This window comes from Gilliamella sp. Nev3-1, from assembly GCF_001690435.1.
In the GTDB taxonomy this organism is placed as follows: domain Bacteria; phylum Pseudomonadota; class Gammaproteobacteria; order Enterobacterales; family Orbaceae; genus Gilliamella; species Gilliamella apicola_C.
Window position 1 is genome coordinate 1 of the sequence record NZ_LZHN01000016.1, and the last position, 12,606, is coordinate 12,606.

Sequence of the window (12,606 nt, forward strand, 5' to 3'; positions counted from 1 at the left end):
ATTCGCCAAGATAATAACATAGAGAATCCTCTATTCACATAGGCTCTATCATTTCTTCATATTGATTTTATTTTATTATTTATAACAGGTTAATTTACTATTAAATTTTTTTATTAACAATAATTACCAATAAAATTACTTTAGTGTTACGCAAGGTACTGCTAAACTAATTGGCATTTTTTAATATATTTTTAAATAAATTATTTTCTAGGATAAATTTATGCGAACCAGTAAATATCTTCTTTCTACGTTAAAAGAGACCCCTGCTGATGCAGAAGTCATTAGCCATCAATTAATGTTACGTGCAGGTATGATCCGTAAAGTTGCCGCAGGGTTATATACTTGGCTTCCCACTGGTTACCGTGTACTTAAAAAAGTAGAAAATATTGTCCGTGAAGAGATGAATAAAGCTGGCGCAATAGAAGTATTAATGCCAGTTGTACAGCCTGCTGATATTTGGCAAGAAAGCGGTCGTTGGGAACAATATGGACCTGAGCTATTACGAATCAAAGATCGTGGCGACCGTGACTTTGTATTAGGTCCAACTCATGAAGAAGTGATTACTGATTTACTGCGTAATGAAGTTAGCTCATATAAACAATTACCTCTTAATGTGTATCAAATTCAAACTAAATTCCGTGACGAAGTGCGTCCTCGCTTTGGGGTGATGCGTTCGCGTGAATTTATTATGAAAGATGCTTATTCTTTCCATACTTCACAAGAATCATTACAAGAAACTTATGATGATATGTATAAAGCCTATAGCGCTATTTTTACACGCGCAGGCTTAAACTTTAGAGCAGTACGTGCTGACACTGGCTCAATTGGTGGTAATTGGTCTCATGAATTCCAAGTGCTAGCTGATAGTGGGGAAGATGATATTGTTTTCTCAACGGAATCAGATTATGCCGCTAATATTGAAATGGCGCAAGCTTTATCACCAACACAACAACGAGCAGAGCCAACTAAAGCGATGGAACTGGTTGATACTCCCAATGTAAAAACGATTGATGAATTAGTTCAGCAGTTTAATTTGCCAATTGAAAAAACGGTAAAAACCCTAATGGTAAAAGCAACTAAAGAAAGCGGTCATCAGTTAGTGGCATTATTAGTTCGAGGCGATCATACTTTAAACGAAATCAAAGCGGAAAAAATTGATATCGTTGCTTCACCCCTTGAATTTGCAACCGAAGAAGAAATTCGTGCTTTAGTTAACGCCGGTCCTGGTTCATTAGGTCCAATTAATTTAAACATGCCAATTATTATCGATCGTGATGTTGCTGTTATGAGCGATTTTGGCGCAGGAGCTAATATTGATCACAAACACTATTTTAACATTAATTGGGAGCGTGATGTTTCCCTACCACGTATTGAAGATATCCGTAATGTGGTTGAAGGCGATATGAGTCCTGATGGCAAAGGTACATTACAAATCAAACGTGGCATTGAAGTTGGGCATATATTCCAACTTGGCACAAAATATTCACAAGCCATGAAAGCGACAGTGCAAGGCGAAGATGGGCAAAACCATGTGATGATTATGGGATGCTATGGTATTGGGGTTAGTCGTATTGTAGCGGCAGCTATTGAACAATGCCATGATGATCGAGGTATTATTTGGCCAGAAGCTATTGCGCCATTTAGTGTTGTGATCATTCCAATGAATATGCACAAATCAGAAAAAGTGCAAGCGACAGCCGAAAAACTTTACGCAGATCTGCAAGCAGCTGGCATTGAAGTGCTTTTTGATGATCGTAAAGAACGTCCTGGTGTCATGTTTGCTGATGCTGAATTGATCGGTATACCTCATACCATTGTCATTGGTGAGCGTAATCTTGATAATGGCGAAGTAGAATATAAACACCGTGCTGGTGGCGATAAAGAAATGGTAAAAGTTGATAATATTATTGAATTTATCAAAACTCGTTGCAAGCTAGCTTAACATTAAGATAACTTGCTAACTAGTTATAAAACATAATAAAATTGGGGATCATTACCCTCAATACAACGGTAATTAGCTTATTACTGTTGTATTGTTATTATTTAGCTGCCATAAAGCCAATACTAATTAACGACTAGCGTAACGTGATTTTTTTGCAAAACTACTTTTAATTTTCAAAAATAAACATCCACAAATACTTAACAAAGAAAATGTTGAGTATAAATTCAAAGTGATATTGTTCTTTTTTTCGGCTAAAATAAATCAATAAAAATCTTACATCAATGGGTTGAAATAATGTTAAAAAAAGCCATCGCATTTGCACTATCTACCTCGTTATTATTACAAAGCTCGTCCATTGTTTATGCTGATAATATTAACCTACCCGATATAGGTACCGCTGCTGCTACAACATTAAGTATTGGCCAAGAAATGGAAATGGGCGATTATTATATACGAATGTTGCGAGCCGATGCTCCAATTATAAACGACCCTGTTTTAAGCCAATATATTAATGATTTAGGTAAAAAATTAGTTGCTAAATCAGAATCAGTAAAAACCCCTTTTCATTTCTATATTATGAAAAGTGATATACTTAATGCATTCGCTTTTTTTGGTGGAAATGTTGTCATTCATTCTAAGCTCATATTAGATACCGATAATGAAAGCCAATTGGCCTCTGTTATGGCTCACGAAATTGGTCATGTCACCCAACGGCATTTAGCCAGAGCGATGGAAAATCAAAGTCGAAATAGTCCTTATGTTTGGGGGGCAACGTTAGGCTCTTTATTGCTAACATTAGCGAATCCGGAAGCTGGCATGGCCGCGATGACAAGCACCATGGCAGGTTCAACTCAAAATATGATTAGTTTTACACAAAGCAATGAGCAAGAAGCTGATCGTGTCGGTTTAAGAACGCTTGCCAAAGCAGGGTTTGATCCCTATGCTTCATCGGAGTTTTTACAAAAGCTGGCTGATCAAAGCCGTTTTAGTAGTAAAGCGCCTGAAATATTACTTACTCACCCATTACCCAATAGTCGGTTAACGGATATTCGCAATCGCTCAATGCAATACAGTAAAAAAAGTGTATCGCCATCATTAAATTATTATTTAGCAAAAGCACGATTAGCAATCTTAATAACTAAAAATAAAAATGCTGCTAAACGATTACTTGAAGATTACAAAAAGATCAATAACGAACAAACTAAAACAGCTGTTATTTATGGTAACACATTAGCTGACAACTTGAGTGGTAATAACCAAAAAGCAAAACAGCAGTTACAACCCTTATTAGACCGCGATCCAAATAATATTTGGTATATTGATTTAATGACTGATATTGATTTGGCGCTCAACAATAACGATGCAGCCATTACTCGCTTACAAGCCGCATTAAAAAAAGCCCCAGACAGCTCAGCTTTGCAATTGAATCTTGCTAATGCATATATAAAAAATAGAAATTACCAACAAGCCGTCACGTTATTGCATCGTTACACTTTTGACCATAATGATGATACTAATGGTTGGGATTTACTTGTTACAGCTTATGGTGGATCACGTTCAAGGGCTCAAGAAATGAGTGCTAAAGCAGAGTTACTTGCATTAGAAGGTCAATTCCAACAATCAATACAATTACTACAAAATGCGAAAAATCAAACCAAAGGCAATCAAACAATGATTTCTAAAATCGATGCAAGAATTAATCAATTAAAACAGTTGCAAAAACGTTATGCTGTTTATAAACGATAATAAGCTTTAATGATCATATCTCGACTAATTTTTGTAATAATATTAGTCGAGAAAATGATAAATCAGGTTGTTTTTTAAGACAAATGATCTACATTATTGAAGAATTTTACCGTAAATGCTCCTTCAGCATGCTCATGGCTTTGTTTATAATTAACCAAGCTAATGCTAGTATTTAGCATTCGAGGAAAATAATTTTCATCACGATGTAAACGCCAATCGCCACCATTTAACACACAAAGTAAAATTCGTAATACTGTCCCATGTGACACAACCAAAATATTACCCGTATCTTGAGTCGCGTTTTGAACAATGGTGTTTAATCCTTGCTTCATACGCGTTAGTATATCAAGATAATTTTCACCTTGATTAACTGAAGCGTCGAAATTAGCTGGATCAGTTAAATAGGTCGTAAATTCAGGAAACGTCTTTTTCAACTGAGGGACATGTTTACCTTCCCAAATGCCAAAATCCATTTCACGCAGATCGGCAAGCTCAAAAGTGGGAATAGTAAGATTATTTTCTTTAACAATATAATCGCGTGTTTCCATCGCACGTTGTTGTGTGCTTGAGTACGCTTGCATAAAAGGAATATCTTTTAAATATTGTCCTGTTATTTTAGCACCCAAAATGCCTTGTTCGGTTAACGGTGAATTTTGAGATCCTTGCATCTGATCTTTAATGTTCCATTCCGTTTGGCCATGTCTAATTAAGTATAGATTAATATCTTTCATTCGCACTTACTACCTTGTTTATTTTAAGAATCGGTTCGCTTATATTTATCTTTTCTAAGATAGGCTAAACAAGCCTGTAAAGTATCATCCATCGGTGCATTTAATAGCATTTCTTGTAAGCTTTTAGGATGAATAAATTTAACACTTGCTGCATGTAAAAATAATCGATTAAGCTTTGTTCCTGCTAACAATGCATCAAATTGTCTATCGCCATAGCGGTCATCAAAAGCAATTGGATGGTTAGCATATTGTGTATGAATGCGGATTTGATGTGTTCGCCCAGTAACGGGGCTTGCTTTTATTAAAGTTGCAAAATCAAACCGCTCTTCAACTTTAAAACGTGTTTCTGATGGCTTACCGTCTTTATCGACTTTCACGACTCGCTCACCGCTTTTTAACACATTTTTGAGCAATGGCGCTTGTATGACTTTGCAGTCAGAAGACCAATTACCTTTAACCAAAGCTAAATAGTTTTTCTGCATTTGTTTAAGGCGTAATTGTTCGTGTAAGGATTTTAATGCGGAGCGTTTTTTAGCAATTAATAGCACCCCTGAAGTTTCGCGATCAATGCGATGCACTAGTTCTAAAAACTTTGCTTCAGGTCTTAAAGCTCGTAATGCTTCAATTAACCCAAAACTTAAACCACTGCCACCATGTACGGCAATACCGGATGGTTTGTTAATCGCCAATAAGACATCATCTTCATAGATAATCGCTTTTTCTAAATCGGCGACTTTATTTAGCTTGGTTGAAATTTCTGGCATGGCTTTTTCTGTCATTCGAACCGGTGGGATACGAATTTCATCGCCAATATTTAATTTATATTCAGGTTTGATCCGTTTTTTATTAACACGCACTTCACCTTTTCTTAAAATGCGATAAATCATACTTTTGGGCACACCTTTTAAATAGGTGATTAAAAAGTTATCAATTCGCTGCGTCGCATTTTCCTCTGAAATAGTAACAAATGAGACTTGTAATTTTGGTTGTGGAACAATTGAGTCCATAAGAAATGATTAACCCGCCATCTATAGATAAAGTCATTTACATTATTCAAAAATAAACTACACTATCGTAATTAAAAAATAAGATAGATTATATTCAGTATAATTAAAGAAGAAAGATTATAACGGAATATGGAGGAATAAAATAGTATGTTATCACTGCTTAATCAATACTCAAAAGGTAGATTTGCTTGGTTCTTATTGTTCTTTTCCACGCTTGCTTTTGAAATAACCGCACTTTATTTTCAACATAGCTTAGGGCTTGCACCTTGTACACTCTGTATTTACCAACGTTGTGCTATTTTGGGCATTATGCTAGCTAGCATTGTTGGGCTCATTGCTCCTCGTAACATTATTGTTCGATTAATCGGTATTTTAATTTGGATGGTTAGCGCCTATAAAGGCTTTTTGCTAGCAACATTTCATGCCCATTTACAATTTGAACCTAATTTAAGTGATACTTGTTCGATTAACGCTCAATTCCCTTCGTGGTTCCCCTTAGACTCGTTGCTTCCTAGCATGTTTAAAGCTTATGGCTCTTGTGCCGATAAAATTTGGACATTTTTAACTATTGAAATGTCACAATGGATGATTATTATTTTTGCTTGTTACCTGATTTTTGGTTTAGCTGTATTAATTTCACAGATATTTCCATCGCCAAAAGGTTCAATTTGGAATAAGTAACTTTATTTATAAAACTGGCACTTTTTGTTGAGTTTGTTAGAATGTGTGGCAATTTTATTTTACGAATTGTCACATATAAATGCTTTTAGAATATCACCCGCCTATCGAACCTTGGCTGTCCATTTTATATCAAGATGACCATATCGTGGTTGTCAATAAACAACCCGGTATTTTGTCAGTTTCAGGCAATAAACCACAATTTATTGATAGCATTATTCATCGTTTGCAACAAAAATATAGCTATGTCGAATCCGTTCACCGGCTTGATATGGCAACCAGTGGTATTATGGTTGCCGCACTGTCAAAATTAGCTGATCGCGAAATAAAAAAACAGTTTCGAGAACGTATCCCTAAAAAAATTTATATCGCGGTCGTACATGGGCATCTTGAGCAAGATATTGGCCGTGTTGAGTTACCATTAATTTGTGATTGGCCTAATCGCCCAAGGCAAATGGTTGATTTAGAAAATGGCAAACCTGCGCTAACTGAATATCAAGTGATATCCAGAAATCCAGACAACACAACTCGCATAAAATTATTCCCATTTACAGGCAGGTCGCACCAATTACGTGTTCACATGCAAGCCATCGGCCATCCCATTTTAGGTGATAAATTCTATGCTCATCCTGATGCTTTTGCGATGTCAAAAAGGCTGCTATTACACGCTCAATTGTTGACGATTAATCACCCTAAAACAGGTGAAAGTATGACATTTAGTTGCGAACCTGATTTTTAAAAATTCAACATAAAATTAGCAAGTGTGGGCTATAACCAGCTCAAGCCAATAATGAATAAACAAGTAATATAAAGGAAGTCAAAATGCAAAAAATTGTGTTAGCAACCAATAATCAAGGCAAGGTCAATGAATTGCAACGGTTACTCACTGATGCCGGTTTTGATATTGTTGCACAAAGCCAATTTAATGTACCTGATGCTAACGAAACAGGTTTAACATTTATTGAAAACGCTATTTTAAAAGCACGGCATACCGCTAAATTAACAGGACTGCCGTCCATTGCTGATGACTCTGGTTTATCGGTAGATGCTCTTGGCGGTCAACCAGGAATTTATTCTGCGCGTTATGCTGGTGAACACGGTAATGATCAAAGCAATAATCAAAAATTATTAGATGCATTAAACAATGTTCCCAAAGAAAAACGTACAGCCTACTTTTATTGTGCACTGGTGTTTATGCGCCACGAAAATGATCCAACACCAATTATCTGCTTAGGAAAATGGCATGGTTTAATCTTAACTGAAGCACTAGGCGACGGTGGATTTGGTTACGACCCGCTTTTTTATATGCCTGAATTGGGTTGTACAGCGGCGCAACTAACCAAAGAACAGAAAAGCCAAATATCGCACCGAGGTCAAGCACTAAAACAATTGATTAGTAAAATTAAAACTGAATATTAATTATTCACTATATTATGTATACTCGAAATTGCATATTAATAAGTAAACAGTATATACTTAATGCATCAATGGTATCGGAGTTAATATTGTGATTTTACTGATAGTAAGTGGTCGCTCTGGTTCTGGCAAATCCGTTGCCTTGCGAGCGCTAGAAGATATGGGATTTTATTGTGTTGATAATATCCCCGTTGTTTTATTACCTCAATTAGCCAATTCACTAAAAGACAATAATACCCCTGTTGCTATTAGCATTGATATCCGAAATTTACCTGAACAATTTGATTTTAATAGTGATATCTTTCAACGCTTACCCGCATCAGTTACACCCGAAATTATTTTTTTTGATTGTAGCCCAAATACCTTAATTCGACGCTATAGCGAAACTCGACGTACGCACCCATTAACTAATCAACAATATTCTCTTGAAGAAGCCATCGATTTAGAAGAAAAATATCTAGAGCCGTTAAAATCGCATGCAAGCCTAGTTATTAATACCGATAATCTTTCGGTTCATGAACTATCTGATATATTAAGATCGCGTATTTTAGGTAAAAAAGAACGAGAATTAACGATCATTTTTGAATCATTTGGCTTCAAACATGGTTTACCTGTTGATGCGGATTTTGTGTTTGATGTCAGGTTTTTACCTAACCCCCATTGGGAAGTTAGTTTGCGTCCACTAACAGGATTAGACAAACCTGTTAAAGACTATTTATTAAGGTCTGAAGAAGTCTCAAATTTCATCTATCAAACTGCTAATTACTTAAATCAATGGCTACCGCTGTTAGAAAAAAATAACCGCAGTTATCTAACCATTGCTATTGGCTGTACAGGAGGGCAACACCGTTCGGTCTTTATTGTTGAACAATTAGCTGAATTTTTTAAGGCACAAAATAAACAAGTACAAATTCGCCATCGAACGTTAGAAAAGAAACCGTGATTATTCATTCTCAGTAGCAAGGTTTGATAATTCTTCAAATCGTTCTTTGCATTTATCAACAATATCCTGGCATTTATCCGCAATATTCTTCAGTATTCTTTTGTATTTGGCGGAATAATGCGTTGCATTAGGCGATGATATAACTAATTTACCAACTTTAACTAATTCAATATCCGCAGGTAACTTAGCAAGTTTTGCTTTTAATACATTAATCGTTTGTGGATGTGGATGTCCAATAACAATAGCAACGCCTTTTTTACGCGCTAATTTGACGGCTAAATCAAATTGCCGGCTAATTGCTCGCTCAGTTTGCTCATCATCTAAAAATACATCACGCGCTAGCACTGGAACATCATAATAACTGGCAGCCTTTTTTATTTGTGTTCGGCCAATTGTTTTGCTATCTAAAAAAAACATTGAATGCGGGCTTAATGCCTTCATCACATTAGTCATTCCGTTAAGATCTGCTGTCATCAAACTGCCCATATGGTTATTAAAACCAATAGCATGTGGCACACGCTCAATTGCATTATTTACAATCCGACTTATTTGCGCTTCGTCCATTGATGGAAATAAAGTGTCTTTTTCTAGTCGCTGTTTGCTAAGTGGTGCCATAGGTAAATGAATTATTACATCATTACCATGTTGGTGAGCAATATTAGCCATACGCGCAGCATTTGGTGAGTTAGGTAACACAGCTACAGTGATATTAGGTGAAAGCCTAATAACTTGCTCTTCATTATGCTGACGGTAACCAAAATCATCAATAACAAGTGCAAGCTTAGCCGCCCAAACACAATGTGTATTTAGCGCAAATACAATTATAATTAAAATTGTTATAAAACAACGCACTATTTTAACCATCCACTTGGATCAAGCGCCTTACCATCACGGCGAATTTCAAAATATAACGCTGGGGTGCGTTGACCGCCACTGGATCCTACCAGCGCTATAGCTTGCCCATGGAGGATCCTATCGCCCACCTCAACTAACATGCGTTGATTATAACCATATAAACTCATATCACCTTTACCATGCTCAAGTGCTACAACAAAACCATAACCTTGTAGCCAACTGGCTAAAATAACTCGACCATCAGCAATGGCTTTAACTTGAGTACCATCTTTAGCATTAATCACCATTCCTTTCCAATACAATTCCCCTTGTAGTCGCTCACCAAACCTATGCGCAACACTACCGCTAACTGGCCAATTAAATTGGTGTTGAGGTTTTCCTATACCACTCACACGCGCCATTAAAGCTTGCTCGTCAGGATTCGGGATGTAACTTTTATTTTTTTGTTTTTCTTCAATATTTTTTGCTTGTTTTATTTCTTCTTCTGCTATGCGTTTGCTTTCTTGCTTCGCTTGGGCAATTTTAGCTTGTAACTTAGCTTCATTATTACGCAAATCCATTAATTTTTGTTGATTAACTTGCATTGCTGAATCAAGATCGGTTATCGTGCTTTGTCGATTTTCGCGATTTTTTTCAAGTTCTGCTTGTTGCTCTTTCTGCTTGCTTTGTAATGTTTTATGCGAAGATTGTTTTTTTTCTAATTGCGCACGCTTTTCAGTCAATTGAGCTTGCGTATCTTCAAGAGCTTGGATTTGCTGTTGCCTTGCTTCATTAATATAAGCATAGTAAGTCATTATACGATTATTACGCTCACTTTTCTCGCCGGAAAAAATCAGTTCTAACCCTGTCATATTACCCAGTTTAAAAGCACTCTCAAGTTGTTTGGCTAATACGCTCCGTTGCTGTTTTTGTTTTATCGTTAATTGCTCAATTTGCTTAACTAAACTATTAATCTCTTGATTGAGCTTTCTCAGTGATAAATCATTTTTTTCAACAGAAGTTAATAGTTTAGCTATTTCGGTTTCTTGCTCTTTAAGTGCATTAACAAGCTTTGACCGTTCTTTTTTTTGCTGGGCTAAACGCTTTTCTTGCTCCTCAATAGAGTGGCGTAAAGATTGCAGTTGCTTATTATCGTCCGCATACAAATAATGAATCTGTAACATTCCAACAATAACAATAATAACAAATTTTTGATAAATAGACATGAAATTGTCTTTATGATTTATAACCAAGCAATAAAAATGGTGTCACTATACCGATAAATAGGCAAAGATGCAAAACGAAAACAACCTATCAAATTATTATCTTTTTATATGAAGTGTTTATCGGTGATTAACCGTATCGCAACCTTAGTTATTTTAAAAATAAGCATACCCGCTTAAAAATAGTTCAGAAAAGCCATTGATTTTATTAAAGTTTTTATTTTGTTTTTTATGGTAATTAACTGATTTTACGTTATTTTTTAACTATTTTTTTTGCTTTTTTGGCATGTTTTTTTGCAATAGCTTTATTTTAAGGGTTTTACCGTTTGCAAATAAAATTAACGGTTGATGATAACGTTCGAGCAGGAGAGGGCGAAAACCAGCACGGTGCGTATGGTTGTAGAATATAGCTTATGGCTATCCGGCTCTGTTGCTGAGTTTTAAGACAACGGCACTGAATTGTTTCTGAAAAAACTGCATCTTGTTCAGTCGATAGCACATTCTAACGCCGAATAAGGCGCAGCGTTAGCCTTTGGGGTAAAAATATTGATTTTTATAAAAATAAAAACTTCAATAAAATCAATGCGTTTTCTGAAGTGTTTTTAAGATCTAAAATACCTTGTTTTGGGGGCGTTTGGTATTTTTAGCATTAAGCCCCCCTCTTTATTGTTTACGTATAAATTGCTCACGTGTAAAGAGGGAATGCTATTGTGTTTATTTGTTTTCTAAAATCCTGCTGACCTTGATCAGATAATTACGTGATTCTTGAGAAACATGAGAGGTGACTAATTTTTGATAAACTTGTTGTGGTGTCATTGAGTTTATAATACGGATAGCTTTGTTGCGATCTTTATCAAAAGTAGACAATACACTACCAGCCCCACCGTTATAGGATGTAATCATGGCATATCGCAATGATGTTGGGTTATTAATTCCTGCTAGATATTTGGTTTTTAGCAAGGATAAATAGGCCGTTCCCATGTCAACGTTATTACGAGGATCAAGTAAGAATTTTCGACTTGGCTCTCCTGATTTGCCACGTAATTTAAAAATATCACGACCAGCGGTATGTTGTTGTACTTGCATGAGTCCTAGTGCATCAGTGCGGCTAACAGCATATGGGTTAAATGCTGATTCAACTTCCATAATTGCTAGAATCAAACGTTCATCAATCAAATGGCGATTAGACGCTTCAGAGACAAGTGGTAAAAATTTTCGTGCTCGTTGATTGATATGGTTAGGAACCAGTTTAATTTCAACATAAGTAATTTGATGTGAGCCTGATTTGCGCTGTTTCAAATTATTCGCTAATACATAATCAGCAAAGCTGTTGGCTCTACCACTCCAACGGATAGGTTGGTGCTCTTGATCTAATACCTGATTGTATAAAAATGGATCTTGGGATAAATCTCGGCTAATTTTATCACGACGAATAATATCGACGGGCTCTGACATCAGTAATGTTGAAACTATCGCTTCTTTCAAATTACTTATTGGTGAATCAGACAGCGTTTCGATTGTGATCACCCCCGAAACAAAGTTAATATGAACACGTGTTTGCAGATTATCTTCATATTGAACATAGTCTTTAGGACCCGCAATAAGGACTTCTTTTGGCCCCCAGATTTGTTCAATGTTATTGGCATACTGGCTAATTAAAATATTGAAAGCATTAGTATCTTTAGCGTAATAATCGTTATTATTCGATTTTTTGCTCGGACAACCAGTTAAAAGGCTTGTGATAATAAATAACGCAATGATTTTTTTGTTTTTTTTCATTTTGCATCTCAATTTTGGGGTTTATATCCATCAATCAGAATCTCTCCGCCTTCAAATAGAAACTTGACCATTTCTGCTTCAATTTTTTTGCGGTGTTCAGAATTCATCATATTGAGTTTATGTTCGTTAATTAGCATAGTTTGTTTTTTAAGCCATTCTTGCCATGCTTGTTTGGATATTTCATTAAAAATACGTTTGCCAAGCTCTCCTGGGTATAGTTGAAAATCTAAACCTTCTGCTTCCTTTTTTAAATAATGGCAATAAATAACACGACTCATTTTTATCTCTTTTAAGTACAATTAGCAAA

Annotated in this window: 12 protein-coding genes; 6 read left to right on the top strand and 6 right to left on the bottom strand. The window is 35.8% G+C overall.

Translation table 11 applies throughout. The features are described 5' to 3' along the window. Positions 1-220 precede the first annotated feature (220 nt). Together proS and A9G40_RS03235 are read left to right on the top strand one after the other, a co-directional pair. Positions 221-1,942: a proline--tRNA ligase gene (gene proS, locus A9G40_RS03230; protein ID WP_065581874.1), complete on the top strand. Its 1,722-nt coding sequence runs from the start codon at positions 221-223 to the stop codon at positions 1,940-1,942. 294 nt (positions 1,943-2,236) lie between these two features. Next, positions 2,237-3,688: a beta-barrel assembly-enhancing protease gene (locus tag A9G40_RS03235; RefSeq protein ID WP_065581875.1), complete on the top strand. Its 1,452-nt coding sequence runs from the start codon at positions 2,237-2,239 to the stop codon at positions 3,686-3,688. 74 nt (positions 3,689-3,762) lie between these two features. On the opposite strand, the gene A9G40_RS03240 is transcribed toward A9G40_RS03235, so the two are convergent. Both A9G40_RS03240 and rluC read right to left on the bottom strand, forming a co-directional pair. After that, the gene (locus A9G40_RS03240; RefSeq protein ID WP_065581876.1) at positions 3,763-4,419 is read right to left on the bottom strand and encodes a histidine phosphatase family protein; all 657 of its coding nucleotides are present in this window, start codon (positions 4,417-4,419) and stop codon (positions 3,763-3,765) included. A gap of 23 nt (positions 4,420-4,442) precedes the next feature. Continuing rightward, positions 4,443-5,426, bottom strand: coding sequence for a 23S rRNA pseudouridine(955/2504/2580) synthase RluC (gene rluC / locus A9G40_RS03245; protein ID WP_065581877.1), 984 nt, complete (start codon positions 5,424-5,426; stop codon positions 4,443-4,445). Between the two features lie 147 nt (positions 5,427-5,573). On the opposite strand from rluC, the gene dsbB reads away from it, so the two are divergent. The 4 genes from dsbB (at position 5,574) to rapZ (ending at position 8,463) form a co-directional block, all read left to right on the top strand. Continuing rightward, complete coding sequence (gene dsbB, locus A9G40_RS03250; protein WP_065579768.1) at positions 5,574-6,107, top strand: disulfide bond formation protein DsbB; 534 nt, start codon at positions 5,574-5,576, stop codon at positions 6,105-6,107. A gap of 79 nt (positions 6,108-6,186) precedes the next feature. Next, entirely contained in the window at positions 6,187-6,843 is a 657-nt protein-coding gene (gene rluA, locus A9G40_RS03255; RefSeq protein WP_065581878.1) for a bifunctional tRNA pseudouridine(32) synthase/23S rRNA pseudouridine(746) synthase RluA, read from the top strand. 83 nt (positions 6,844-6,926) lie between these two features. Further along, positions 6,927-7,523, top strand: a complete 597-nt coding sequence (locus tag A9G40_RS03260; protein ID WP_065581879.1) for an XTP/dITP diphosphatase — start codon at positions 6,927-6,929, stop codon at positions 7,521-7,523. An 88-nt stretch (positions 7,524-7,611) separates the two neighbouring features. Beyond that, positions 7,612-8,463: an RNase adapter RapZ gene (rapZ, locus tag A9G40_RS03265; protein WP_065581880.1), complete on the top strand. Its 852-nt coding sequence runs from the start codon at positions 7,612-7,614 to the stop codon at positions 8,461-8,463. On the opposite strand, the gene A9G40_RS03270 is transcribed toward rapZ, so the two are convergent. The 4 genes from A9G40_RS03270 to A9G40_RS03285 all read right to left on the bottom strand — a co-directional run bounded on the left by A9G40_RS03270 (position 8,464) and on the right by A9G40_RS03285 (position 12,577). Beyond that, the gene (locus A9G40_RS03270) at positions 8,464-9,327 is read right to left on the bottom strand and encodes a divergent polysaccharide deacetylase family protein (protein WP_065581881.1); all 864 of its coding nucleotides are present in this window, start codon (positions 9,325-9,327) and stop codon (positions 8,464-8,466) included. Further along, entirely contained in the window at positions 9,315-10,523 is a 1,209-nt protein-coding gene (gene envC / locus A9G40_RS03275) for a murein hydrolase activator EnvC (protein ID WP_065581882.1), read from the bottom strand. Before envC ends, A9G40_RS03270 begins: the two co-directional genes overlap by 13 nt. A 711-nt stretch (positions 10,524-11,234) precedes the next feature. Beyond that, positions 11,235-12,299: a membrane-bound lytic murein transglycosylase MltC gene (mltC, locus tag A9G40_RS03280; protein WP_065581883.1), complete on the bottom strand. Its 1,065-nt coding sequence runs from the start codon at positions 12,297-12,299 to the stop codon at positions 11,235-11,237. A gap of 8 nt (positions 12,300-12,307) precedes the next feature. Further along, positions 12,308-12,577, bottom strand: a complete 270-nt coding sequence (locus A9G40_RS03285) for an oxidative damage protection protein (RefSeq protein WP_065566538.1) — start codon at positions 12,575-12,577, stop codon at positions 12,308-12,310. Positions 12,578-12,606: the final 29 nt, after the last annotated feature.